This is a genomic window from Brevundimonas sp. (genome assembly GCF_016463295.1).
GTDB lineage: Bacteria > Pseudomonadota > Alphaproteobacteria > Caulobacterales > Caulobacteraceae > Brevundimonas.
The window spans coordinates 1-24,352 of sequence record NZ_JAEMRO010000011.1 but is presented as its reverse complement, the minus strand read 5'-3'; the positions used below and the strand labels follow the sequence as shown (position 1 = coordinate 24,352).

At 66.4% G+C, this 24,352-nt stretch carries 33 protein-coding genes; 13 read left to right on the top strand and 20 right to left on the bottom strand.

Features of this window, described 5'->3' with window-relative positions; genetic code table 11:
* Positions 1–73: 73 nt before the first annotated feature.
* From JHC81_RS04875 to JHC81_RS04815, 13 genes are all read right to left on the bottom strand, one after another.
* Positions 74–505 (bottom strand): hypothetical protein, encoded by a 432-nt coding sequence (locus tag JHC81_RS04875; RefSeq protein WP_292171413.1) that lies wholly within the window; start codon positions 503–505, stop codon positions 74–76.
* Position 506: 1 nt separating this feature from the next.
* A complete protein-coding gene (locus tag JHC81_RS04870; RefSeq protein WP_292171410.1) occupies positions 507–1,175 on the bottom strand; it encodes a DUF6441 family protein in 669 nt (222 codons plus the stop codon).
* Position 1,176: 1 nt separating this feature from the next.
* Positions 1,177–1,494, bottom strand: a complete 318-nt coding sequence (locus tag JHC81_RS04865) for a hypothetical protein (RefSeq protein ID WP_292171407.1) — start codon at positions 1,492–1,494, stop codon at positions 1,177–1,179.
* Positions 1,495–1,497: 3 nt separating this feature from the next.
* Positions 1,498–1,953: a hypothetical protein gene (locus JHC81_RS04860; protein WP_292171404.1), complete on the bottom strand. Its 456-nt coding sequence runs from the start codon at positions 1,951–1,953 to the stop codon at positions 1,498–1,500.
* A 179-nt stretch (positions 1,954–2,132) separates the two neighbouring features.
* Entirely contained in the window at positions 2,133–2,474 is a 342-nt protein-coding gene (locus tag JHC81_RS04855; RefSeq protein ID WP_292171401.1) for a DUF2190 family protein, read from the bottom strand.
* 156 nt (positions 2,475–2,630) lie between these two features.
* Entirely contained in the window at positions 2,631–4,646 is a 2,016-nt protein-coding gene (locus tag JHC81_RS04850; RefSeq protein WP_292171399.1) for a prohead protease/major capsid protein fusion protein, read from the bottom strand.
* Between the two features lie 71 nt (positions 4,647–4,717).
* Positions 4,718–6,253 carry a phage portal protein gene (locus JHC81_RS04845; RefSeq protein WP_292171397.1) on the bottom strand — a complete coding sequence of 512 codons (1,536 nt, stop codon included), beginning with the start codon at positions 6,251–6,253 and terminating at the stop codon, positions 4,718–4,720.
* Between the two features lie 3 nt (positions 6,254–6,256).
* Positions 6,257–6,478 (bottom strand): hypothetical protein, encoded by a 222-nt coding sequence (locus tag JHC81_RS04840; protein ID WP_292171394.1) that lies wholly within the window; start codon positions 6,476–6,478, stop codon positions 6,257–6,259.
* Positions 6,475–8,646, bottom strand: a complete 2,172-nt coding sequence (locus JHC81_RS04835) for a terminase gpA endonuclease subunit (RefSeq protein ID WP_292171390.1) — start codon at positions 8,644–8,646, stop codon at positions 6,475–6,477. Before JHC81_RS04835 ends, JHC81_RS04840 begins: the two co-directional genes overlap by 4 nt.
* Positions 8,643–9,272: a hypothetical protein gene (locus JHC81_RS04830; protein WP_292171388.1), complete on the bottom strand. Its 630-nt coding sequence runs from the start codon at positions 9,270–9,272 to the stop codon at positions 8,643–8,645. The genes JHC81_RS04835 and JHC81_RS04830 overlap by 4 nt, the downstream gene beginning before the upstream one ends.
* Positions 9,273–9,464: 192 nt before the next feature.
* A complete protein-coding gene (locus JHC81_RS04825) occupies positions 9,465–10,160 on the bottom strand; it encodes a hypothetical protein (protein ID WP_292171385.1) in 696 nt (231 codons plus the stop codon).
* 207 nt (positions 10,161–10,367) lie between these two features.
* Positions 10,368–12,203, bottom strand: a complete 1,836-nt coding sequence (locus JHC81_RS04820; RefSeq protein WP_292171382.1) for a hypothetical protein — start codon at positions 12,201–12,203, stop codon at positions 10,368–10,370.
* Entirely contained in the window at positions 12,200–13,405 is a 1,206-nt protein-coding gene (locus tag JHC81_RS04815) for a CHC2 zinc finger domain-containing protein (RefSeq protein ID WP_292171379.1), read from the bottom strand. The genes JHC81_RS04820 and JHC81_RS04815 overlap by 4 nt, the downstream gene beginning before the upstream one ends.
* Positions 13,406–13,460: 55 nt before the next feature.
* Between JHC81_RS04815 and JHC81_RS04810 the strand changes: the two genes are divergently transcribed.
* Positions 13,461–14,024, top strand: coding sequence for a hypothetical protein (locus JHC81_RS04810; protein ID WP_292171374.1), 564 nt, complete (start codon positions 13,461–13,463; stop codon positions 14,022–14,024).
* A gap of 11 nt (positions 14,025–14,035) precedes the next feature.
* Here JHC81_RS04810 and JHC81_RS04805 read toward each other — a convergent pair whose 3' ends face one another.
* From JHC81_RS04805 to JHC81_RS04780, 6 genes are read right to left on the bottom strand one after another with little or no spacing between them, the layout of a single operon-like run.
* Positions 14,036–14,977 carry a hypothetical protein gene (locus tag JHC81_RS04805; protein WP_292171370.1) on the bottom strand — a complete coding sequence of 314 codons (942 nt, stop codon included), beginning with the start codon at positions 14,975–14,977 and terminating at the stop codon, positions 14,036–14,038.
* Positions 14,974–15,219, bottom strand: a complete 246-nt coding sequence (locus tag JHC81_RS04800) for a hypothetical protein (protein WP_292171366.1) — start codon at positions 15,217–15,219, stop codon at positions 14,974–14,976. The genes JHC81_RS04805 and JHC81_RS04800 overlap by 4 nt, the downstream gene beginning before the upstream one ends.
* Positions 15,213–15,419: a hypothetical protein gene (locus JHC81_RS04795; RefSeq protein ID WP_292171363.1), complete on the bottom strand. Its 207-nt coding sequence runs from the start codon at positions 15,417–15,419 to the stop codon at positions 15,213–15,215. The genes JHC81_RS04800 and JHC81_RS04795 overlap by 7 nt, the downstream gene beginning before the upstream one ends.
* Positions 15,416–15,775, bottom strand: coding sequence for a hypothetical protein (locus JHC81_RS04790; RefSeq protein WP_292171353.1), 360 nt, complete (start codon positions 15,773–15,775; stop codon positions 15,416–15,418). Before JHC81_RS04790 ends, JHC81_RS04795 begins: the two co-directional genes overlap by 4 nt.
* Entirely contained in the window at positions 15,772–16,137 is a 366-nt protein-coding gene (locus JHC81_RS04785; RefSeq protein WP_292171350.1) for a hypothetical protein, read from the bottom strand. The genes JHC81_RS04790 and JHC81_RS04785 overlap by 4 nt, the downstream gene beginning before the upstream one ends.
* Positions 16,134–16,457 carry a hypothetical protein gene (locus JHC81_RS04780; protein WP_292171348.1) on the bottom strand — a complete coding sequence of 108 codons (324 nt, stop codon included), beginning with the start codon at positions 16,455–16,457 and terminating at the stop codon, positions 16,134–16,136. Before JHC81_RS04780 ends, JHC81_RS04785 begins: the two co-directional genes overlap by 4 nt.
* A gap of 97 nt (positions 16,458–16,554) precedes the next feature.
* Here JHC81_RS04780 and JHC81_RS04775 point away from each other — a divergent pair, with 97 nt between their 5' ends.
* Positions 16,555–17,139 carry a LexA family transcriptional regulator gene (locus JHC81_RS04775; protein ID WP_292171345.1) on the top strand — a complete coding sequence of 195 codons (585 nt, stop codon included), beginning with the start codon at positions 16,555–16,557 and terminating at the stop codon, positions 17,137–17,139.
* Here JHC81_RS04775 and JHC81_RS04770 read toward each other — a convergent pair.
* Complete coding sequence (locus tag JHC81_RS04770; protein WP_292171343.1) at positions 17,136–17,423, bottom strand: hypothetical protein; 288 nt, start codon at positions 17,421–17,423, stop codon at positions 17,136–17,138. The two genes, JHC81_RS04775 and JHC81_RS04770, sit on opposite strands and share 4 nt — an antisense overlap.
* A gap of 149 nt (positions 17,424–17,572) precedes the next feature.
* On the opposite strand from JHC81_RS04770, the gene JHC81_RS04765 reads away from it, so the two are divergent.
* Genes JHC81_RS04765 through JHC81_RS04715 form a run of 11 tightly spaced genes read left to right on the top strand, consistent with a single transcriptional unit; the run spans position 17,573 to position 24,266 of the window.
* Positions 17,573–17,794, top strand: coding sequence for a hypothetical protein (locus JHC81_RS04765; RefSeq protein ID WP_292171341.1), 222 nt, complete (start codon positions 17,573–17,575; stop codon positions 17,792–17,794).
* 1 nt (position 17,795) lies between these two features.
* Positions 17,796–18,122 (top strand): hypothetical protein, encoded by a 327-nt coding sequence (locus JHC81_RS04760; protein ID WP_292171339.1) that lies wholly within the window; start codon positions 17,796–17,798, stop codon positions 18,120–18,122.
* Between the two features lie 5 nt (positions 18,123–18,127).
* A complete protein-coding gene (locus JHC81_RS04755) occupies positions 18,128–18,331 on the top strand; it encodes a hypothetical protein (protein WP_292171336.1) in 204 nt (67 codons plus the stop codon).
* On the top strand, positions 18,328–20,373 hold the full coding sequence (locus JHC81_RS04750; RefSeq protein WP_292171334.1) for a ParB/RepB/Spo0J family partition protein: 2,046 nt from the start codon (positions 18,328–18,330) through the stop codon (positions 20,371–20,373). The genes JHC81_RS04755 and JHC81_RS04750 overlap by 4 nt, the downstream gene beginning before the upstream one ends.
* Positions 20,373–20,552: a hypothetical protein gene (locus JHC81_RS04745; RefSeq protein WP_292171331.1), complete on the top strand. Its 180-nt coding sequence runs from the start codon at positions 20,373–20,375 to the stop codon at positions 20,550–20,552. The genes JHC81_RS04750 and JHC81_RS04745 overlap by 1 nt, the downstream gene beginning before the upstream one ends.
* 2 nt (positions 20,553–20,554) lie before the next feature.
* Complete coding sequence (locus tag JHC81_RS04740) at positions 20,555–20,860, top strand: hypothetical protein (RefSeq protein ID WP_292171329.1); 306 nt, start codon at positions 20,555–20,557, stop codon at positions 20,858–20,860.
* Positions 20,860–21,429 (top strand): hypothetical protein, encoded by a 570-nt coding sequence (locus JHC81_RS04735; RefSeq protein ID WP_292171327.1) that lies wholly within the window; start codon positions 20,860–20,862, stop codon positions 21,427–21,429. The genes JHC81_RS04740 and JHC81_RS04735 overlap by 1 nt, the downstream gene beginning before the upstream one ends.
* Complete coding sequence (locus tag JHC81_RS04730; RefSeq protein ID WP_292171324.1) at positions 21,429–21,917, top strand: hypothetical protein; 489 nt, start codon at positions 21,429–21,431, stop codon at positions 21,915–21,917. The genes JHC81_RS04735 and JHC81_RS04730 overlap by 1 nt, the downstream gene beginning before the upstream one ends.
* Complete coding sequence (locus JHC81_RS04725) at positions 21,910–23,031, top strand: phage Gp37/Gp68 family protein (protein WP_292171321.1); 1,122 nt, start codon at positions 21,910–21,912, stop codon at positions 23,029–23,031. Before JHC81_RS04730 ends, JHC81_RS04725 begins: the two co-directional genes overlap by 8 nt.
* A gap of 1 nt (position 23,032) precedes the next feature.
* Positions 23,033–23,251: a hypothetical protein gene (locus JHC81_RS04720; protein WP_292171319.1), complete on the top strand. Its 219-nt coding sequence runs from the start codon at positions 23,033–23,035 to the stop codon at positions 23,249–23,251.
* Complete coding sequence (locus JHC81_RS04715; RefSeq protein WP_292171316.1) at positions 23,232–24,266, top strand: tyrosine-type recombinase/integrase; 1,035 nt, start codon at positions 23,232–23,234, stop codon at positions 24,264–24,266. The genes JHC81_RS04720 and JHC81_RS04715 overlap by 20 nt, the downstream gene beginning before the upstream one ends.
* Positions 24,267–24,352: the final 86 nt, after the last annotated feature.

The window sequence follows — 24,352 nt, the reverse complement described above, 5'->3', positions numbered from 1 at the left end:
TTGAAGGGCAGGCCGTACAGGTTCGAAGGGTCCCGAGGGGCCAACGACCAGGACAGAGGCAGGTGGATGCTGATCAGATCAGCGGGTTCGAGGTGACGTAGACGGCGACGACGTCCAGCGCGGCCCAGCGCACCGGCTGGGTGTGCGTCGGATTGATGTCGTCGGTGTCCGGCGCGGTCGGCTCCAGCCAGTCGCAAAGACCGCCCAGCGTCCTGTCCAGTTCGATGCGAAGGCCGATGGCGGACAGCATGGTGTCCAGGACCTCCGAGCGCGCCTCGGTCGCGGCAGGCGCGACCACTTCAAGACGGACGGCGTGATTGTAGGTGTAGAGCAGCGGCGAAAAGGACAGTTCCGGCTCGCCCGGATCGCCGTCCCGGACGATCACCAGTCCCCCGGCCTCCGGACGATCCGGTGTGTCGATGTTCCGCCTCACGGTCGCATAGGGAAGCGCAGCCTCGACCATAGCCACCACGGCCAGGATGACGCGCTCGCGAAGACTGGCCATCCTATCTCCAGTTCTTGCTGAGCAGCCCCGGGTGACGGGCCTCAGCGGCCAGCGCTAAGGCGTTCAGGTCCAGGCGTTTGGATACCCTGACCCTCGGCACCAGGATGAACATCACGACCGCGCTCATTTCCTTGCGGCGCTTGATCTCGCTGGCCGAGGCGTTCCGCCACCGCCCTGTCGCCTTGCGGATGCGCAGCCCCTTCAAAACTAGAAACGCCACGCCGTTGCGCCGAATGCTCGGAGTGGAAAAGCCGCGATCCGATGGGCTGATGAACTGCAAGGGCCGCCCAAACCGCGCCTCGACCTCTGCTGGCGTCAGCGCATTGCCTTGACGTTTGCGCGGCACGTCCTGCGTCGGAATGGCGAGAAAGCGGCCCCCGTTGCGGGCAACGATCGTGGCACCGCGAGCGTAGGAGTCCAGAATGCGCGGAGCCTTCGTCCAGACGAGACCCGCCGCATCGACGCTGGTCTGCCCTGACGGGTAGACGCGGGACCGGATGGTCCGGGCCAGCCGCGGCCCTAGTTTCGCAGCCTCGATCTGATCCCGCCAATCCGCCTTCAGCGCCTCGGCACCTTCGGCGATCGCACCCGTCACGAACCGCGCTATGTCGTCCTCGGTCCCCTTGACCAGGCCGTCCAGGTCCGACGATCCCGACACCGAATGGCGCATCTCAGCCCGAGATCTCTTCGACTGGGCACAGCCACGCCCCGTTCCGGTTCAGCTGGGCATCGGACGTGATGCGGAAACGTCGTCCTGTGTCGATCAGATGCACCGTGTCATTGATCGCGGGCGTCGCAATATTCGACCTCCGAACCTTGAGCATCAACGCCCCCATGATCAGGCGCGACCCGTCCCCGAAACCGGCGACCTCATCCTCTTCGGCGAAGCGGACCGGAACCGGCTCGGCATAGCCGCTCCACTCGGCAGGCTCGCCGAGGCGCGCGAACACAGCCGCCTGCTGCCGATCGCGCACCCCGGCGAAACCCATGGCTCAAACCCCGTCCAGGGTCAGGATCAGGCCCGGAGTATCGGCCTCGCCCGCCTTCGCGGCCTTCACCTCGGCGTCGGAGGCGAAACGTGCCCGTCCCGCCGTCCGCAGGCTTTCGCCCGAATCCTTGGGCACCGCGATCAGCTGGCCGACGCCCAGGGTTTCATGGCCGGGCTGCACCCAGACCATATAGACGCGCTTGCCGACCTTGTTCGCGGTCGCCGACGTGTTCGGCGGGCTGACATCAGCGCCCTTGGCATTGCCGACGGGCGCGGCCTTGGGATCGGCGTGGGGTTCTGCCGGCGCGGTCGTGGTCGCATCCTGCGGAGCGGGTGCCGGATCGGCCTTGTCGATGGGATCGGCACCGCCGGGAGCTGCGCCTGTGCCGGAGCCGGTATCCGGAGAAGCGAATGCCAACGCATGGGCGGCAGCGCACATCAGAAGGGTCGTCTTGGTCATGATGCAGGTTCCTCTGCTGGTTTGAGCCGCTCAGGTTCACGCGAACGCGACCGGCCGCCGGGGGTGTCTCCGGCGAAGACATCAGAGCGTCCGCCCGCATCGGACCGGCGCTTTGATGTGATCGCCCGACAGGCGGGAGCGTCGCCGCTCCCGCCCAGGATGCGTGTGCAAATGCCCGATCAGAGACCGGGGACCAGAACGATCCGACCGAGCGTGGCGGTCGTGGTCTTTGCCGCGACGGCGACGCCGACCTTGGTGTTGCTGGTCGTGGTCTTGGTCAGGCGCTTGGCCGTGTCGTCCCAGTAGATGTCGTCGCCGACAGCCCAAGCCTGACCGGAACCGGCACCTTCAGCGGTGTGGTCAAAGACGCCGGTGCGATGCCCGGCGACAGTATCGCCGGCCACATTGGACGTGACCGGGATCACGAACAGGGAGCCGATCTTGACGCCGACACCGGACGTGGTGCCACCGGCGGGAGCGGTGATGTCGATGACATCGCCAGACGAAATCTTGGTCTTCATGGTGCAGGTTCCTCTGCTGGTTTGAGCCGTGCGGACATGCCCGGCGAAGGCAGGGCGGCGCATCGATCGGGCGATGCGTCGGCCAGCCTGCGGCGGAAAGCCGAAGGGCGCTCTGATCGAGAGCGCCCTTCGGAGGTTGCCGGTGCTGGAAGAGACTTAGACGCCGGGGTCCATGTAGAGGCCGCGCCAGTCGATCGCCTTGGTCGCGAAGTCCAGACGGGCCTTGTACTCGATGCCGTCCACCTCGAAACCGACGCGCTCATCCAGGAACACGCCGTCGTCGCCTTCCAGATAGGCATATTCGATCGTATCGACCTGGTTGGGATCAGCCGCCATGAACCAGGGCGTGGCACCGGCCGCGCGGTTCAGCCGCGACTCGACGATCGGCTCGAACTCTCCGGCATAGACGTTGACGCCGGAAGTCTGCGTCGCCTGGACCGCCGTCAGCAACTTGCGAACTGCCAGGCCATCCTTGCGGGCGACGATGACGTACTTCGGCGTGATGTTGAGGATCTCGCCCGACAGGCCCGTCTGCTTGCCCATGGCGATCTCGGCGGCGTTGACCGTCGCCTCCGAGGGGACGCCGCCGGACCCGGCCAGATTGCCGTGCGCGGCGCTGAACAGGGCATTGCCGTCCGACATGTTCGGGTTGGCCAGCAGGGGTGCATAGGCTGCGTCGGATTCGAAGCGGGCGGCGGCAGCGCCCATCATCTGGGGCACGCGAGTGAAGGCATCGACGTCGTCGTTGATGATCGTCTGGCGCGTGATCGAGAAGCGGCGGCCATAGGTCGCCAGCGAATAGACCTCCTTGCCGTCGCCGATCGAGCCCATCTTGAACTCGCCACCTTCGGGAACCAGCAGGAACGACGGCGCGGCCCCCATCTGCAGGCGCGAGACCTGACGGAAGTCCGGCACGCTGGCGCGGCGCATCCAGCGCTTGAAGGTCTGGGCGTCCTCCTCATAGCCCCGGCGCAGGGTTGCGCGAGTCACATTGGACAGCACGTTCGGAAAGTCGGACGTCGAGTGCTGGCGCAGGGCCAGATCGGCGACCTCGCGCTTGCCGAGGCCACCGACCCGCTCGCCGTTCCGCTCCAGGTTGGCGCGGGCCATCTCCATCAGGGTCATGCCGCGATACTGGCGACCCGCGTCGGTCAGCTCGACCGAGGGATTGTGGCGATGCTCCAGCGCATTGGCCATGGCCGAGCGGTGCGTGTCCCGTTCGTCCGTGACGATCCGCGCCGTCGACTGACCCGCCTGGCGCGGCGCGTCGCGGCTCTGGTTTTCGGCGGCACGGGCCAGCAGTTGCGAGCGGGCCGCGTCGGGCGTCAGCGTCTCGACCCAGCCACGGGCATCGGTCGCGGGGATGCCGAACGAGCGGGCCTGCTCGACAAAGTCGATGGCCTCCACTGCCGAGAGGCGAACGCCGTTCGCGGCGGGGGCCGCTCGCTCTTGCTCGGCTGCCACGGCAGGTGCTGCCGGTGCGGAAGGCTCCGACCGGTTTTCGATGACAGGCGCAGCAGGCGCGGCACCGCGATCGGCGGGGGCTTCGAAGGCGGCGGCGGCAATGCCACCCATCAGGCGGGAGCGGTTCATGTTTTCGTCCTCTTGGGGGGTGACGGTGCCGACGGCGTCGGTCACCTCTCGGGTTTCGATGATGGAACAGGGGTGGAAACTCTCCTCCGACCGGACCCCTGCGTCCGGGTCGGCAGGAATGGGAACCATCGACACTTCGAGAAGCGTCCAGCGGGTGACGGTGTAGGTCGGAAGGGTCGTGGCCGTGGCCAGTTCCTTGCGGATTTCGTCGCGGCGATAGCCGATGCTCACGCCGCGCCAGGTGCCGGCAGCAACTTCGCCTTCGGCCTCGACCGCACGCGTCGAAGTGCCGAACTTCACCTTGGTGATCAGTTCGCCGCCTTCGACCCATTGCTCTTCGATTCGGCCCAGCTGGTCGGCGATGGCCCACGACGAATGCGCGTCCAGCAGAGGGGCAACGCCCTTCTCGACTCGCTCGCCATTAATGGCTTCGGTCGAGATTTCGAGCCGCTCGAAATAGTAAGTCCCTGCCTCCCAGTCATAGCGACGGACCGGGTAGCCCGTCGCGGCGACCAGCTCGACGGTGTGCGCCTCGGCGTCGTAGCTGCGCGGCGTCACCGCCAGGCGCGCGACGGGCATGCGGGCATCCCGGCGCGTTTGATGGTCCGGCGCGCGCCGGGTTTGAATCGTGTTCGTCATGTCGAGGTCCCTCAGTCGTCGTCGCGAGGACGGACGTAGCCGGTGGCAGGTTGGAGGCTGCCGGAGCGGGCGGTGCGGCGCGGATCGCCGTCGAGAACGAGGCCCAGCTTGTCGGCCTTCTCGTAGAAGGCAGCGATTTCGGCCAGGTGGCTGTCCGGGTTGATGCCCCGACTCGACAGCATCGCAGGATAGCTGGTCGCACCGAGACGCAACTCACGCTCCAGCCCTTCCATGTCGCGACCCGGATCGAGCAGGCGGCGCTGCGGCATGGCGAACTGCGGCTTGACCTCGAGGAATCGACGGTCTCCCGTCTTCACGGCCAGCCAGCGGTTACGTCGCTCGGTCGCTCGCATGCAGAACTGCGGCAGCATCATGTTTTGCTGCCAGTCGTCGAGGTTGGACCAGAAGGCCAGCATCAGGGCGCGCTGGCTGGAATAGTTGGTGCGGCTGGGATCGCCGCTGATCAGAAAGTACGGGGCGAGGTTCGCAGATATGCCCATGAGCTGCTGGCGGGCGAACTCGACGCCGTCGCCGCCGGAGGATGGATTGACCTGTGTCGCGGTTTCGCCGGGGCGGGCCCGCATGATCATCGCCGGGCGGAGCATGTCGCCACCGCGCTGACGGTTCGTCGGCCCGCCTGCCGTCTGGCCTTCTCCGCCCTCGCCGCCGACGCCCGCTTCCGCGAAAGGCGTCGGTGTGGTGGCGGTGTCGGGTGGCGTCAGGATCAGGGCGAGGCAGGCCTCGACCTTGCGTTTCATGAGGATGGCTTCCTCATAATCCGCCAGATCCCGCAGCGTCATGGCGACCGGCGCGAACCAGGACACGCCGCGCGGCTGACCGGGCCGAAGCGCCTCGAAGACGTGATCGACGTGTTCGGCAGAATAGCGACGGCTGGTCCCGCGAAAGCCACGGAAGTCGCCGGGATGGCTGTCGAACAGCCAGTAACCCGCCCGATCGCCCTGACGGTCGAACTCGACGCCCTGGACGATCCGTTTGTCAGTCCCCTCGAACTCTTTCGTATGGTCCAGCAGATCGCCCTCGACGATGTCGCAGCGGCTGTCCGGCTCTCCATTGCGGGGCGACCAGATGGCCAGACCTTCCCCGCCCTCCGCCACCGATCGGAACAGCAGCTTCTGCTGACCATAATGATCTTCGCGACCATCGACCCGACTTTCGGCCCAGCGGTCCCATTCCTCCTGGGCGCGCTTGGCGATCTTCTCGTCCGCGTGCGTCATGCGGGCCGTGATGCCGTCGCCAACGACGTTGGCCGTCATCTGACGCAGGGCAGCGGCGGCATATTTGTTGTTCCGGACCAGCTCGCGGGCGCCGTTCCGCAGCCCGATCAGGCCTGAACGCACTTCCCGCTCGGCACTGCCGCCGGAGCGACGCCATCCCGACGTCCGGCGACCATGCCCCGCCGCGTCGTACTGGCGCATTTCATTCAGCGCGAGGCGTTCGGCCATGCGTCGGCGAGCCGCCTGGGGTGACAGGCGCTCGATCAGTCCGTCGATGAAACGCGTGGTCAGGTCTGTCGGGCGATCGACCATGTCTCACTCCCGACAGAAGCTGGCGGCTGAGAAGCCGAACGGCGCTTGCGCACCCAGGGGACTGGCGAGGGCATCCTGCCGTGACCGGAAGTAGGACAAGGCGTCCGTAAGATCCTTCACCGATCGATAGGTGACCCGGTCGCCGTCGGATTCGACGGTCAGTTCGCCCGACGCCAGGGCGGCTTCGAGCGCGGCGATCTTCGTCGAATAGTCGGGACTGCTCATCGGTCGAACCATCCCTCGGTTTCGCCGATCCAGCTGTCAGCTGGTGCGGCAGGTGGGTTGTCCGCGCCTGACTGCGCAACGGGCGTGGCAGGCGCGGACCCTTCCGACACCGTCCCGCCCGCAGGCGCAGACCCGGTGTCCGGAACAGGGCGATTGGCCAGCGCGATCAGATCGCCCTGGACCGGGTTGGCGGCGGCGTTGCGGAACTCGGCGACCTTGCGCCAGTCCGCTTCGGATTGGAGGTCCAGCGCCAGCGCCTCGGCGGCAGCGCGGTTGTAGATGCGGCAGTCGAGCCAGTGGTTCTCCCGTCCCGTCTCGACTTCCCAGACCCGCGTGGGTTGGCCCGATTTCATGCGAACCACGACACTTTCGCTGGTCAGCATGTCGAAATAGTCGTCCGTCGCATCCCGGCTGAAGTGCACGCGCCCCTTGATGGCGTCAGGTCGTTCGCCTCTGGCCTCGGCCTCGGCCTGCTGGATCGACGCCTTCAGAAATCCGAACCAGCTGAGCTTCGCGCCATAGGTCCCGACCAGGTGCGCTTCCTCGCCCGCGACCTTGCGGCGCTTTCCGCGCGGGCCATTGCCCGGTTGGAAATGGATGGCCTGACCGCGACCGAGGATCGGCAGCGTCCAGCCCGAGCGTCCGAAAACCGGTAGCCGCTTCGACGACTTCCTCGCGAAGGCCTTGGCCGCATCGGTGTTGTAACCGGCATCGACGCAGATCATGTCGAAACCGAACGTCTTGCCGCCGGGCAGGGTGAAGGTTTGCGATGCGTAACCTTCCAGCAAAGCCCAGGCCCCCTGGCCGGGAATGTCTGTCTTGCCTGGCAGAAACCTGTGATCGAGGCTCCAGTTTTCGAGGCCATGTGCCCAGCCCAGGGCTTCGACATAGATGCCGTCGCCCTGCACGTCGCACCCGAGGGTGAAGATCAGCGGGCCCCACGGCAGTTGGCCCTTTCCCCAGTCCTGTTCCTTCAGGATCGCCAGCGAGGCTGCCGGCGGCGCGTCGCCCTTCAGGACGAACTCTTCGCCCAGCTGCAGATTTGTCCAGCCGCGCAGTTTGTTGACGTCGCCCTGGGCGGCGATGAACTTGGTGCAGAGATCCGACCAGGTCAGGAAGGCCGAGATGATCCCGGTGATGTGATAGCCGGGATTGCGTCCCCGGACATCGCGTTGCCGCGCTGTCTGAAATGCTTCCTCGCTCAGAACCCGCGTCGGCTTTTCGCCGTCGATCTCGGCCGTCGGCAACCAGCCGTCCGGCAGGGACATCTCCGCCTTTTCCCAGTGAGCGATCGGCGAGCCACAGCATGGCGCGATCAGCTCGGCGCGGTCGGGCTGGCCCTCGGGCCACCGCAGATCCGAGAAGATGGGGTCGAACCGGTCGCCGCAGTGCCGGCACTTGAGGTAGTAACGCCGCATATCGCTGGCGGCATACGCCCGACCGATCTTGGACGATCCCTTGTTCGTCGGTGTCGAAATCTTCAGCCGCTTGGCCGTCCCCTGTCGGGTGAAGACGGTCAGGCGGGTATCGACCATCGTCTCCGGCGAGCCCTGGTTATCCAGGTCGTCGGGAAACTGATCCAGATCGTCCTCGATCGCATAGCGGATCGAGTGCTGCCGAAGCGTCGCCGCCGAGTTGGCCCCGGCGATCAGCATCCAGCCGCCCTTGCGGAACCGGACGCGCAGCGCCGTCGTGCCGTTCCCGTCGCGTGACCGCTTGGGCTGCACGATGCCGTCGCGGCGGTTCGGGTTCAGCCGAGGCGATGCCTCGACCATCGGCCAGAACTTTTCAGCCAGCCAATCCTTCGCCGCCGTGATCGTCGGGCCGACGTACATCATCGGACCAGGCGCGATGTCCGCGACATAGCCGATCCAGTTTTCACCGGTCACCGATCCGCCCGACTGACCACATTTGATGATCGGCACCTCCGCACAGGGATCGTGCGGCGACAGCCTGTCCATCGGCTCGATCAGATACGGGGCCTTGTCGTTCTTGAACGGACCGGGATGCGGGGCGTCGTCGGCAAAGCAGCGATGCCGCTCGGACCAGTCCGAAACGCTGATCCTGGGCGGAGGCCTGAGACCCTGTGCCAAAGCCCTGTCGGCACGAACGGCGTTCGCAGCCAGGATGTCGGCGGTGACGCCTTCGAAACGGGCGGGCTCCATCATGCAGCCTCCGCTTCCTCGTCTGCCTCCCCATCAGTTTCAGGGATCGTGCTCAGCACGGCGTCCACATCCGCCTCGGCCCTCGCCTCGGCTTCAATCTCATCGGCGATCCGTTCGAAGACGGCATCGAACTCGGTGATCAGCAGCGAGCCGATGACGCGAGGGTCGGTTTCAGCCGCGAGCCTCTCCTGCTGCGACCGGACGACGGCGGCGACGCGTTCGCGGATCATGCGCCCGCGTTCAGCCGCCTGCCGCTCGATCACATCGATGGCGACCAGCCGTCCAGCGTTCTTCTCATTCTCCAGGCGACGCCCGATGATCCGCTCGCGGGCCTCTTCCATCCGCACCGCCTCGGGGCCGGACATCTGTTGCACCCGAGTCGTCGGAGCCTCTGCCGCAACCGGCGCATCGCCAGATGAAGGCGCAGCCTCCGCCGTGCGTGGTCGGCCCCGTGTCTGATCGATCGTGCCGCGAACCAGCAGGTCCGACTTTTCGGCATCGATCAGGACCTTGCCTGGGCGCGCCGGGTCCGGCGCGTAAACCAGCAATCCCCGCTTGGCCCAGCCCGAAACCGCCGAGGCCCCAACCCCATGCCGTGCCGCGAAGTCCTTCTTCATCAGCAGGGGCATGACTTCACCGAGTTCAGAATGTTTCGGAAACCGCCACTAACGCGAAGTCGCGCTCAGCCCCACCGTATACGGGCACCCCCGGCTGGTAGGGACCCACGGCCTGCCAAGCCGTTGATCGGACACGAAAAACCCGCCGCGACGGGTGTCGGGCGGGCTGGTGTCACAAGTTCAGCGACTGCGCTTCTTATGAAGTTAACTGCCTGTGATTCGCAAGCCCCCGGTCTGGCCTAGCGAGATGCGCACCACATCCAGGGCGATGCCGAGGCTGGTGATCAGCACCTTGCGCCGGTGCCCGCTGGACGACAGCGACCCGATGGTGCGGCCCTCGCCAGCCACGGCGCGGAGCAAGGCCACCTTCTCCGCACACCGGACCGAGGTCTCCGCCGCAGTCAGCCTGACCCCGGCATAGGCGCGGTGCAGGCCCTGCCCGATCTGTCCCGCCGTGCTGGCCTTGGTCGCACGCAGCTCTCCGACCGACGACATCTGCGATCCGATCCCGCCGACCATCACCCGCTCATACAGGCCACGGTACATCAGGCCGGTGTTGAACTGGGCCTCGCTCAGCCCGCCGCTGTCGGCCAGCGACCACAGTCCGTCACGACCCTTGATCCGCTTGGCACCGTCGGTGTTGTAATCCGACACAGCCTCGCCCCGCGCCTGGGCGGCATAGATCACTTCGTCGATCGCCACCTTCAACTCATCCCGCACCGAGGCGGCGATCAGTCCGGCCTCGATCCGATCTTCCGTGCCGCCACCGGTCAGGGCAGCGGCGCGGCGCAGGCGGGCGCGCTGGTCACGGCTGGCACCGAGGACGTCAGCATTGCGGTGCAGGTGCATGGCGAGCGGCTCGTCCTTACCGCGCTCGATGAAATGGGCGATCTCGGTCATCGAAAGGCCTCCGCAACGACCGTTCCGCTGGCGTTCCGGCCAGCGTTCCAGTCCTTCTTATTGAAACTGTTATAGAAATAGAGACAGCGGAACGGTCGGAACGCACGGAACGCACCTGTGGCGTCGTGCGCCCCCAGGCGCCTGCGCCCGCATCTGGGCCATATGACCGTTCCGACCGTTCCGACCGTTCCGGTGGGCGATTTCCGCTTAGAACTCATGGCCTTCCCCCGGAACGCTAGAGGGAACGCTCCCCGGAACGCCCCGACTGGCTTTCTCCAACCAGGGGGTGAGGGGGATGGCGATGGCGCGCTGCTTGACGCCCACGCCAAAGGTCTGAGGCACGGTCGCCCAGGTCCGATGCTCCGGCCCGATGGCGTCCAGATAGGCCAAGGTCTTGCGGTAATCCTTCCACTGGGTCCGTCCGAAGATGCGGTCCAGCACGGGGTGGTGATTGGCGATCAGCAGCCACGGCCCCTCGCGCCCATCCTTGCCCGCGCCGGCATAGACCTTGGCACCATGCGCCTTCAGCAGGGCGTCGTACTCCCGCTCCGTCCCGCACTGCCGGGCCACGATCTCGCCCAGCGTTTCCTGACGGTCGCGGATATGCTTGCCGGACGGCCAGTTCATCCAGTGCGCCAGGGCATCCGCACCGGGGTTGGACACGGCCTCTGACGCCGCACGCTGATCCAGCAGCGGACGCCAGAACGCCACCTCCTCGGTGGCCTCCTGGGGGGTCAAGGGGGTGTCGAACATCAGCAACCGCCGCCCCGCCGCCAGCATGGCGATCAGGTCCGCCGTGCGAGGGGCCTCATTGCCCGCGATCAGCGCCTCCTTCACCGCCGCCGCATCGGCGCGGTATCGATGCGCCTGCGTCAGAGCCCGCCCCAGCAGCGCGGGGGCCAGCTCGCGCGCCTTCCCGATCGCCGCCTTGATCGTCGGATCGGTGGCGAGGGCGGGTCGCACCTCATCCACATCGAGGTCCGACCCATTCAGCGGCAGCATCCGGATTTCCGCCACCCGCGTGGCCAGCGCGGAATCCATCTTCGGCGGCAGGACCGCCGCCATCAGGACTGAGCCGACGGCAGTCTGCGCTATCGCCCCTCCGCCGACATCGCCCATCTTGCGATTGGCCCCGGCACCGGTGGCCATCAGGCGCAGCAGATTGAGGACCTGTTCCACCGGGCCCGGCCCGTTGTCGCCTCCCGACGACTCCGCCTCATCGACCACGGCGGGGCGCGCCATGCCCGATATGTCTGCTCGGAAACCCGCCTCCGAGAAGCTGTTGATGATCTCCCCGGCCAGGGCCGACAGCGCGGCCTCGATCAGCATCAGGAACGTCGTCTTGCCCGATCCGGCCAGGGCATGGATCAGCAGATGCCCCCGAAACGGCGCGACCGCGCCCAGCAGCGCCGCCATCAGCCACCCGGCCACGACGTCGCCGCCGGTCAAGCCGTCGTCCCCGATCGCCTCGAACCGCCACATGTCCAGCTGGTCCCGCAGCCACGCCCCGTCCGCAGACGATGCGGGCTTGCCCGGCGCGGGGGCCGGGGGGCGCAGGCGATACAGCGCGCCCCGCTTCTCCCTCAGGGCATCGGCGATCGACAGCTTCTCGACCTCGCCTTCCAGCGGATAGCGCCAGATCTCGTCGCCCTTGTGCAGCACGATTGTCCCGCCCTCGCCGGGCCAGACGCCCAGCGACCGTTGCGGCCGATTGGCATCCCATTTGCCCGCCTCGCGGCACTTCCGATTGAACCAGACCGTGGCCAGGTCGCGCTGAAACTTATCCTCGCTGTCGCGCCAATAGCCCAGGAACGACTGCCCCGCCTGACAGCAGAAAATGTCGGGGCGCAGCATGCCCGCGATCTTGGACGCCATCTCGACCCGGATTTCACCCTCCGGCATGGCGAAGATCACCTTGCCCCCGTCGAACCCCAGGGGCACGACCGGGCATTCCGCCAGCGACGGATTGGGGAACGCCCCCAGCCGCCGCTCGGTATCGGGATCGGCCTCGCTCAGCACATCGATAGGCTCTTCGATACTCACGCAACACCACCCTTGTCGGTCGTCTGGCGCGCCTGGTAGCGGCGCAGTTCATCGTTGAAATCGCACCCCGGCGAGGGCGCGATGGCGCGGGTCCGGATGGCTCCCGCCGCCTTCCACGCCGCAGCGGCCAGACGCGCGCACAGCCGCGCCCTCGCTTCCGGCTCGAAGGTGAAATCGCAGGTCTTTCCGCGCGGCGTCCGCGCCTTGACCTTCAGCGGCGACATGTCCCGATCGACGGCGATCGTCACCTCGCCCCACGGGCCCGGCCAGACCACGGCGGGCCGCTCCGGATTGGCCTTAGGATCATACGGATCGATCCGACCCTCGTTGTCGCGCAAAAGCCCGCCCTGGAGGCGATCAAGCGACAGGGCGGCGCAGGACGGGCCCACGACGCCTCGGGTCCCCCGCAGCATCATCGTCAGGACCGACAGGACGGTTTCCAGTCCCTCACCCGTCGTCAGGGTGCGGTCCCGCGCGGGACGGCTGTCGCCGGTCAGCCAGGCCAAGCCGACGCGGCCATCGACCTGTTGCGGACCCCACATCCGCTTGGCCGGGTCGAGCGGGGCCTTCCCGCGCCCGTCGCGGGCCAGGTAGGTGCAATGCACCCCGCCCGTGGGCAGCGGCAGGCCGTCCCCATCCGGCACGACGATCTGAATCAGGATGGCCGGAGCCTTGATCCATTCCCGCGCGCCTTCGTCCCAGCCCCATTTGGCGAACGGGTGAAAACGCAGGGCGGACGACGCGGCCTGGATGACTTCGGCGGCGATCCCACGGAATCTCAGATACCGCTCGGCCAGCGTCCCGGCGATCGGGCGGGCCTCGCGCCACAGTTCCAGGGCGACCTTGTCCGACACCGAGGGGCCGGATGGCGCAGCGGCCCTGGCGACCGGTTTGGCCGTCCGGACCGGCAACGGCCCCGACCCGGCCAGACGACGCGCCGCCTCGACCGGCGAGCCGCCGCGCAGAGCGCGCTCCAGATCGACGACGTCGCCCCCGCGCGGGTCGCAGACATAGCATTTCCAGGTCTGCTTGCCGGGATGGACCGCAAAGGGTGCCGAAGCCGACTTCTTGCTGCCGGCACCGCACAGCGGACACTGGCCGCGTTGCTCCGACCCGGCCCGGCGCAGGTCCGTTTCTTGCGCCGCCAAGCCTTCCACCGACATGGCACCACGCGCGGCTTCAAAGAGAGAGCGATCAAACATCGACAGCCCTCAGCAGGGGGCAAACGGCGTTCGTCAGTATGCTAATTAGCGGCGCATGAGCCCGATCGTCCGCACAGTCCTGATCCTCTGCGCCATCATGTTGATCCCATGGATGGCTTCGCACCCTCCTGACTGGGGCGCGCTCAGTGATCCAGATTGGGTTCAGGCTTGGGGGACTATCATCGCCGTGGCGGCTGGGTTCCTGTATGTTGCGGCCTCTAACGCCCTTAGCCACAGGCACCGACGCCAAGAGCAACGTGAGGCACGCCTCTATCTGGCGGCCATGATGGACCAGGGACTGATTGAGCTTAGCCGAACCCTTATCACTCTCAGAACGGCAGAAGCTGAAGGTGCCAAGCTGCGGAGCCGACTGGGCAGAGATTCGAACGACATCTTCGGCGACGAACTGCTGGCCGTGAACGTCCAATCCGTTGGTTCTTGGAAAGCCGTTCTCGCATGCCGTACCGCCGGTCTTCACGGCAAAGGATTTGCCCATACTGCTGTATCCGCTGCGCAGAGAGGCAAGGTGACCAGCCAGGACGTCGAAGACGCGGCAGACCTCTACAATGGATACAAGCGCGCCTTCGGTGACTTCAAAGCCCTGTGCGCAAAAGACTAGCGGACGGCCCATCAGAGCCGCCCCACCGCGATCAGCAGCGCCCGCCCGTCGTCGGCCAGGCGGAACCGCCGGTCGCCGAAGTCGCCCTTGAGTTCGGGTGCATGCTCCAGCAGGCCGAACATGCGCAGCGAGGCCAGCAAGCCCGCCGGATAGGTCACCGGATGCGGCGTCACGCCTCGCGCACCCGCATCCATGGCCACGGCCTCCAGAACATCCAGATGACCGCCGGACAGGGTGTCGCCGTTGGCTCTCAGGCGCGCCAGGACCTCGCGGGCCTGTCCGCCGGCGGCGAACTTCAGGTCCGACGTTCGGAACAGCCGCGTCTTGGTTCCGGGCGCGATCGGTAGGACGCCGGGCCGATAATCCCCGCCGATCCGCGCCATGAATCGGCGCGGGCGCAGCACCGGCTTGAGGAAAAAGAACCAGGCGTAAAAGGCCGCCGTCGACCGATCGGCGTCATAGACGCCCTTGTGCATCGGCAGGCGCTCGCTGAACGGCGCCACGACCGTCAGCTGGGCCGAGCCGTACAGCAGCCCATGCCGCCCGACCCCTTCAAGGCAACGCGCCGGCAACAACATCGCCACCCCGCGCCGGGCCCGCTGGCACGCCAGGGTGATGAACGCCTCGATATTGGAGAAAGGCGGATTGGTTACGATCCAGTCGGCCTCAAACGGCGGCGGTGCGTCACTGGTGAAATCATAGATCCGGTTGCCGTCGTACAGATAGGCGTCCGAGGCGACGACGGCGGGGAAATAGTCGCGCAGGGCATGGACCATGTGCCCCGGCCCGCAAGCGCATTCCCACGCCATGGCTGCGGACGGGTCCAGAACCTGTTTGATGATCTCCGCACCGGCCCGACCACCCCAAGGCTGCGTAGGGAAAAAATCGACGTCGTCGGCCTGCGGTGTGACGCGATGGGCCATGACCGCCATGGCATTGGCTGGAGCATTCATGCCTGCCACCTCGGCGGGACATAGGGGTCCGTAGCCGACACCGACGCCAAGGCGTGATTGCCACCCGCCGACGTCGTGATGTGCCAGCCCCGGCACTCCCGGCAGGGATAGACCCAGGCCCTTTTGGATTTGGTGATGCCCAGTTGCAGCATTCCCATCGCGCGAGCGCGGGCCGTCGCCTCGTCCGGCTGACGCACCTTTTCGATACAGCTTCGCTGAATGCGCTCCGCAGGTGTCAGCACGGCTTGTATCCCGCGTCGTGGTCGCGGCGCAGGTCATGCACCGTGCGCCCGGTCATCTGGGCCAAGGCGAACCAGCCGATGCCCCGCGCGATCTGGGTGCGCTCATAGGATCGGGCCGCGACCTCCGCTGGGCACGGCGGCATGATGGCCGGGCGGCTATAAACGATTCCGTCCGTGTGGCGTCGCGGCGTCGCACTCATGCATTCAGCCCCTTGATCAGGGAGGCCGCCGAAACGTCGAACAGGTCCGCCACCGTCGTCAGCGGCCATTGGGCATCTAAGAACCACCTCGCCCAGCGCAGGATGTCCGGCGACACGGGCTTTCCCGGCAATGATGCCTCTCGCTTCGGACTGACCGGCGCCGACATCGCCGCCCGCGTCCAACGCTCCCGCTTGACGGCAACACGGGCCTGGACCGCTTCCACAGCCTTGGGCGGGACCGCCTCGGCGACGGCTGCCCGGCAACGTTTGACCCACGCTAGCGAGCGCCCCAGCGTCCTGGCAACGCTGTCGTCCGACATGGACGACAGCAGCATCCCCCGTTCATGCTCGGTCATCCGAAGATGTCCTTACGCTCGGGACGCTCGGGACGGCCCGGACCATCGCCGTCCAGCACCGCGCGGCAATCCGCAGTCAGGGTGGCGATCCGCGATGAAGCCGCGCGCCGGTCATCGACCGACAACCGCAGGAAACCCTGGCCGACGCGGACCAGCTGCACGAAGGCGCTGTCAACCCGCTGATGACCCATCGGCGCGATGGCCTTTGCGGCCTTCTCCGCCGCCACGGTGAAAGCCTGTGCCCGCGCGGCGCCACAGTCGCCGATGGCTTCCGCGCGCTTGAGAAGGCGACCCCACAGACGCAGATCCTTCTCCGATGGCCGGGGCGCGACGCCGCGCCGGAAGGCGTGGCGATGGGTCATTGAGCGGCTCCTGCGCGCAGACCGCCGAAAGCCTTTGCCCGCATTCCGGACATCGCCGGCCACAGCATCCCGACATCGAAGTCCAGGCCACTCTTTGCAGCACCCGCCGCAATCACAGGAACCCGCTTCGCCGGGATCGGAGCATCGTCCGTACCCCGGCAAAGCCATTGATGGACGGCCCCTTCGGACACGCAGCACCAGCCGGCGATGCGGCGCACTGTGAGCACCCTGATCACGAGATCGCGGGCATCAGCAGGCGGCGCGTCGTCATCGGCGACCGGCTCGGTGGAAACTTCAGCGTGACAGGCGGCTTGAGGCATGACATATCGTCCTGACATTTTGTCAGGACATGTAACGCACTTGATTCGCGCACAACGTCAACGACCGTGCCTTGACGTTCTGTCAGATATCCACCGTATGGATGCTGACGTTCTCGCCGTGCGCGCTCTCATGAAGGATCAAGGCAAGACGCAGGCCGACCTCGGTCGCCTGCTGGGCCTCGACAGTTCTCAGGTCAATCGCATCTTCAACGGTAAGCGCCGCATCCAGCGGCACGAGATGGAGAAGATCGAGGAGTGGCTCGGGCAAACGCCCAAGGGTGCGACCAATAATGTCGTACCGATGCCCCACATGGTTCCTCTTTACGGCTGGGTCGGTGCCGCGTCCGCTGGGCGCCTCACCCTCGCCGAGCAGGATTTGAGAGGGTACGTCGCCATGCATCCCGGCCAGCAGCACGTCCGGGACGCCTTTGCCCTCGAAGTGAACGACATCAGCATGTCGCCGCGCTATGAGCCGGGCGAGATCGTCTATCTGGCACCGAACCGCTGGCCGGCCCGTGACCAGGACTGCGTCGTGGTCACGATCGAAGGCGAGGGCCTGCTAAAGCGCTATGTGACCAGGGACGCCGAGAAGATCGTGCTGCGCCAGCTGAACCCGGCAAAGGACATCGACGTCCTGCTCAGCGACATTTCATCGATCCATAGCGTCGTCGGCAGAAGCTAGCGGTTCCGGTCCATCTCGGCCGCCGTGACCTTGATCTTGCAATCCAGCTCCAGCTGATCAAAGCCCGCATTCTGCGTCTCGCAGTCCGCGATCTGCTCTGCGTAGGGCTTCGGCTTGGCGATCGTGTTCCCGAGAATCACCAGAACCAGCAGCACGGCGGCACCGAGTGCCAATAGCGTGCCGACGACCTTCAGTGTGCCCCCTGCGACCGATCCCTGGCGCGCCTGAGTGGCCTCCAGCGCGCCCTTGAGCCGCGCGATCTCCAGATCCTTCTCGTCAACCATCGCCAATCCCCGCCTAGCTCGATGCGCTCGCGGGCCATCGTAACGCGCCCGGCCTCAGGTGCCGTCTGACATTCTGTATTGACAAAGTGTCAGGACATTATGCTCAATGTCGTCCGGACAGGTGCCTTGGCACTATGCGGAGCGAGCTGATGAAAACGCAACCGACGACCTCTCACGAACGCCGTTCGTGGCACTACCCTGATCCATGGGCTGGCGTGGTGTGGATGCCGCATCCCCGCCCGATGCTCGACGCTTTGGCGCGGGTTCGCACCTTCGTCGCCTTCACCTTCCGCGCCCTGTCGATCGCGATGATCGCCGGCACGGTCCTCACGGTGCTGGCCACTGTCGCGGCATCGGCAGGGACGCACTGACATGGGCCCTTCGCTTCTCGCCTCGGGCCGCGCCGCGCCCCAACCGTTCCCGTCGATCGACGCCCTGGCCCTGCACCTGCTGCGCCAGCGCCCGGGCCGCAAACTGGAACTGTTGGCCCAGTCATGTAGCTGCGATGGAGCGGAAGAGTTTCCGGTCGTCGCTGTCTTCGCCGTCAAGCCCACCGTTCGCAAACTGCCGGACGGCTGGACAGCGCACGTCCAGGACCATGACTGGCTGGGCTTTACCTGCGGCGACGATGCCGCCGACCCCCAGGCCCTTCGCGCCGCCATCGACCGCATGTCGTCCGCCGGGGGGCTCGCCGCCTGATGCCGATGACCGGACACACCTCACCGCGGCGCCGCCCGACGCTCGCAAACCAGATCGCCTGGGCGCGCGGACAGGCCACCCAGCAGGCCCGGCTCGCCGCGCGCGCCACTGACAACTCCGCCACCCGCCAGCGAGCCCTGATCGCCAAGGCCATGGCCGAGGCGACCGCCCGCAGCCTTCTCACCCTCCAATCCGGACACCGCGAATGACCGCCGTCAGCTTCTCCAATCCCGACATCCTGCGTCGCCTCGGCGACGCGGCCTCACCCGTCTCGACACTCGCCGCCCTGGCAGCCGAACTGTCGCGCGACCCTTCCAATACGCGCCGCACCATCAAGATCATGCAGTCGGAAGGCACGGTCGAGGGCCTTGGCCTCACGCCCTTGGGCCAGCGCGTTCTGGCCGGACTAGACGTGGCCGAAGGGCGGGCTCCACTGGCCGCAGCAAACCCCGGCGACGTCGTCGATCTGCATCCGACGCATCTGCGCCCCGATCCGGACCAGCCCCGCAAGGCATTCGACCCGGCGGAACTGGAGGCCTTGGCCCAGTCAATCGCGGACAAGGGCGTGCTGCTGCCCATTCTCGCCCGCCCGGCTGCACAGGTCGATCCCAGGGACGACGCGTATCCCGGTGAGGCGCACATGATCATCGCGGGCGAGCGCCGCTGGCGCGCCTGCATGAAGATCGTCGCCGCCGGCGAATGGCCGGACGATCGCACCGTACCCGTCCGGATCGCGACACCTGACGACGAAGCTGATGCTTTCGAAACCGCCGTGGTCGAGAACATGCAGCGGTCCGACCTCAATCACATGGAAATGGGCCAGGCCTTCGAACGCATGGCCATCCAGGGCGGACGCTCCAACCGGGAGATCGCCGAGGCCGTGGGCCGCACGCCCGAGTTCGTCCAGCAGCATCGGCGACTGATCAAGCTGTCCGCCGACGATCAGGCCCGCGTGGCGAATGGCACGCTGCCCATGCACCAGGCGCTTGATCTTCTGCGTCCGGAGAAGACGGCACCAGCGGAACCGCAGGCAGCAAGTGACGGAGACGAGTTCCGCATCGAAGACGCCTCGCGTCCGACCGTGGGCGATCTGCTGAAACCCGGCACCCAGATCAGAACCAGCTACGGGACAGGTCCTTACGAGGTGCAAAGCGCCAGTTGTCACGACACCCTTGGCTGCAAAGCATGGTCGCTGATCCTGCGCCGGATCGATGACGGCAAGCTGGAGAGGAACGAGTCCTACATCAACGAAGTCGTCGTCGAATGGGAAGGCGACACGCCTCGGTTCCGCAAGCTGTTCAAAGCCAGCGAAGACGAACTGTTCGTCCTGGAGGATAAGGCTCCGATCGGGCCCTACGTCGTCAACGGCGTCGATTATTTCAACGCCAGCCGTGCTAAGGAAGCACGGTACAACCTGGGTTTGGAGAAGCGTCCGACGCCGAACTACGGCTCTGCCGCAAGCGACCGAGGCGCATCGGGTTCGTCTGCCCCCGCCACATCCGATACCACTCTGACCAAGCGCCAGCGGCTGGTCATGCTGGAACTGGCGCACAAGGTCGCTGCCGAGAAACGCCCTCGCGACCCCGCCGAACCGTCGGCATGGATAGGCGACAGCATCGCCGACTATCTGGCCTTCGGGTGCAGCGTCGGCAGCTATTGGCTGGATCAGACCTTCAACGAACTCTCCAGCCTGCGCCTGATCGGAGCCGGCCATCAGAAGGGCGGCACCCCGCCGCTGGCCATCTTCACGCCCGCCGGCGTCGCCTGGTTCGGCGACAATGACGTCGCCCTGCCGCCTGATGGCTATGTCGTGTCGGACGCCCAGCGGGCTTGTGGTGCCGGTCAGATCAATGAGGGCAAGGGCTATGCGACGGACTGGCTGCGCAATGTCGCCTCTCCGGCTCCAGAGCAAGCCGAACCTCCCGCCCGCATCCAGGGCGATCTGAACCAGGACCCTTGGGACCGCACCTTGGAACAGATCACCGCCGATGAGGCCCTGCTGAAATCGATCGAGGACTCGGTTGCCAACGGCTTCGTCGAGGGTGGGTTGGGCGATCTGGAATCCTTCCGATCGCTCGGTATCGCCTCAGCTGCCGTTGATAGCGATGGTTGGGTCAACCTCTGCGATTCCGAGGGCCGGGGCATCACGACCCTGACCATCGACGAACACAACGAGCTTCCGGACGAGCGGGTCCGCGCGCTGGAGATCCTGATCGCGCGCGCCATCAACCGCGTGATGGGAGGTCAGTGATGTCGCGCGACCCCCTGCGCTTCACCGCACCCCACCGCCTGGGCTGCGATTGCCACGGATGCCAGCGGGCCCGCCATGCGGCCCCGACCTCGGGCATCCAGCCGCCCCGCACGCCCGAAGACGGCCAGCACGTCGCTACGCCTGAATCCGCCCTGCCGATTACGACGCGGGAGGGATGACCATGACCGCAACTCTTCACCGCCTCCGCCCCGCACCCTACAGCCAGGCCGATTATGACCGGGCCGCAAGGTTCGCCGCCGAGGTCATGGCCCTGACCCGTGCGCGTCCGCACTGGAACTGGCTCGTCCGCAAACAGGGCCCCGTCTTTCACGCGGTCGTGTCATCGCCGGACTATGTCCCGCTCACCCAGGGCTATGCCGTCAGCGGCCTGGGCAGCACCGAGGCCGAAGCCCTCGCCGACGCCCGCCACAGTGCAGATGCCATCGACGCGAACGCCGTTCGCGGCCCCGTCGCCGGGTCCTGCTGATGCGTCCGCCCTGGTCCGAAGCCACAGCCCTGATCGGGGCCGCAGGCTTCTCCCCACCCCCGCCCAACTATCGCCCGTCCATATGGAGCCGCCACGCCATGCAATCCGCCCCCTTCGCCATCCTGCCGCGCTTGGACGCGGTCACCAAGCCGATCGTCTTTCCGGACGCCAATGCCCTCGCGGCCTACATCGAACGCAGCCGGGGCGGTCAGGGCCTCGACATGACCGAGGTTGAAGATCTGCACTTCCTCTGGCGCGCCGAGGGCGGCGGGGCCGACGTCGATCCGCCGGCAGAGAACCGCGATCGTGGCGTCCAGGTCTGGACCACAATGCTGGACGGGTCACGCGATCGCTGCCTCGGATGGGCGTGGCTGAATGGCGGTGGCCTGGAAGTCCTCAAGGCCGCACTGCGTCGGGCCAGCATGACCGCCACCAGTCGCACGGCTAGCGGCCCGATTGGCGACAGCTCACCGCTGCAAGCCCGCCGTGCCTATGCCCGCCTGCGCGCCAACGGCTGGGTCGGCCCGCGCGAGGCCTATGTGCCGCAGTCCTGCGTCGGGAGGGCCTGATGACCAGCATCGACACCTCGGCGCAGCTGCGCCGCTTCCTCGCCCTCGAAGACGTCCTGATCGGGTTCTCGGACGGCATCGAGCATGAACGCCTCGAAGCGGGCCTGACATGGGCCAAGCACGGCGGCGCAATCACCGAACCGCTCATCCGACTGTTCGCCGCGCCATGGGTCGCAGCGGCCGAGGAAGCCGACTGGGAAGGGGACCCGCATGCGGAAGCGCGCAAGCAGCTTGAAGCCCTCACCGCCCAGCCCTCGGACAACGCTCCTCGTTCGGAGACGCAAGCCCAAATCCACAACCGGCTCGCCCCCGCGATCGTTCGTCAGATAGTCGAGGAAACGGACGGGGAGGCCAACGCTTTCGCCTTGCTGGAAAGCGTCGTGTTCGGGCTGATGCTGTACTACAGGCCGAACGGAGGTCAGGCGAACGCCTTCCTTGACGTCATGGTCGGAGCGGTCCTCGAACGCATAGGGGCGTCGCGTGGCTGATCACACCCACATCGAATGGACCGACGCGACCTGGAACGTAGTCACCGGATGCGCCGTCGTCTCTCCGGGATGCACGAACTGCTATGCGATGAAGCTGGCTGGCACCCGCTTGCGCGATCATCCCAGCCGGGCTGGCCTGACTGTCGCTTCCAAGGCCGGGCCCGTCTGGAACGGCCAAGTGCGCTTCAACGCCGATTGGCTGCAGCAACCCCTGCGCTGGAAGAAACCCCGCCGCATCTTCGTCGCGGCCCATGGCGATCTCTTCCATGAAGGCGTCACGGACGTTCAGCTGGACCAGATCTTCGCCGTCATGGCCCTCTGCCCGCAACACACCTTCCAGGTGCTAACCAAGCGTCCGGAGCGGATGAAGATCTATATCGGCAAAGCGTTAGGCCGCATCGCCGACACCATCATCCGGATGCGGCGTGAACGCGGCGATCGCGACATGGTCGTTGGGCCGCTTCCCCATCTTGAACCAGGCGCAACGTGGTGGCCCTTGCCAAACGTATGGCTGGGCGTGTCGGTCGAGGATCAGACACGAGCCGACGAACGCATTCCGCTCTTGCTGGAAACCCCGGCCGCCGTCCGATGGCTATCGGTGGAACCGTTGCTTGCCCCGGTCAGCTTACGCTGGGCCAAGTGGCATGACTACGCCGGTCAGATCGCCGATCGACGCACCGAACGCTCCCGTTCTCTGGCTGAGCAATATGACGGGGTGAGGGGCCTGCATTGGGTTGTAGCCGGGGGCGAAAGCGGCCCTAGCGCTCGCCCCATGCACCCCGACTGGGCCCGGCAGCTCAGAGATCAGTGCGCAGAAGCGGGCATCCCGTTCCTGTTTAAACAGTGGGGCACCTGGAAGGAGTTTCGCCACGATCAAGATGGACCCAGCGTCCATGACGTCGATGCGCGCGGCGAAGCAGCCAAGCGACTTCTGGATTCGGTGCCGGCGGATCAACGCGCTTTCCTGAGCGCCGACGGTCGGACGTTCAGGCACGTCACCGAACTGCCTGATGACGTCCCTTGCCGACTGATGCAGCGTCTCGGCAAGGAAACGAACGGCCGCTTACTCGACGGCGTTCTGCACGATGCCTATCCGAGCGCCTCGGCAGGCTGACATGACCGTAAAGCGCTCCCGCCGTCACGTCCTGCGCAAGGGCGATCTGGACACCGCCTATCGGTTTGCCGCCGAGAACGGTCTGGCCGTGCGCGGTCTGACCGTGGCGGTCGATGGCGGCTTCACTTTTGACTTCGGACCTCCTGGCACGGCTAATGACGACGCGGTCGATCGCGAACTCGCCGCGCTAGAGGAACGTCATGGTCAGCGTCGTGCTTAAGGGGGTCGTCAAGGTCACGGCCAAGGGCCGAAACTATTACTACGCTTGGCGCGGCGGTCCGCGCTTGGAAGGGAAACCCGGATCGGCCGAGTTCATCGCCAGCTTCAACGACGCCGTGGCCTCACGGCGAACCGCCGACGATGGCAAGATCAGGGGGCTGGTCGCGCACTACAAGGCCTCGCCAGCATTCACCGGCCTCGCGCCGACAACGCGCAAGATCTGGACGCGATGGCTGGACAAGGTCGTCGAGCGCTTCGGCGACTATCGCGTCGGCCTGTTCGATCATCCCGAGAAGATCCGGCCCATCATCAAACGCTGGCGCGACACCTGGGCAGACCGCCCGCGCAGCGCCGACTATGCCATCCAGGTCCTGTCGCGTGTCATGACCCACGCTGTCGATCTGGACCGGATCAGCGCCAATCCCTGCGAGGGGATCAAGAGCCTCTATGAAGTCGATCGGGCCGAGACGATCTGGAGCGATGATGACCTCGCGGCCTTCAAGGCCGAAGCGTCGCCCGAGGTGTGGCGGGGCGTCCTGTTGGCCTCGCTGACCGGCTTCCGCGCCGAGGACCTGCGCCGGCTGTCCTGGAACCACATCGGCGAGTTCGAGATCACAATCCCGACCAGCAAGAGCCGAGGCGGGCGCTCTGCCTTCGTGCCGCTGTATGACGCCCTGCGCGACGCTCTGAAGGAAATCCCGCGACGATCGACCACGGTCCTGACGAACGAAAAAGGCCGACCCTGGAAGGACGGCCCGAACGGCAGCGGCTTCCGCGCCGCCCGAGAAACGGCCCTGCCGGGTCGCGACCTGCATTTCCATGATCTGCGCGGCACCTTCGCGACCCGCGCGCACCTAACCGGCCTATCCAACCGCGAAATCGCCGAACTGTTGGCCTGGGATGAAGCCCGAGTCGACCGTATCATTCGCCGATACGTGGGTCGCAAGGCCATCGCCCAGGGCATGATCCTGAAGCTAAATCGGAACGCCGCCGGAACAGCCTCTGCAAAACCGTAAGCAAAACCGCAGGGGCAAATCCGGCTAAGTGTTGGAGCGGGCGGCGGGAATCGAACCCGCACGAAAAGCTTGGGAAGCTTTCAGGC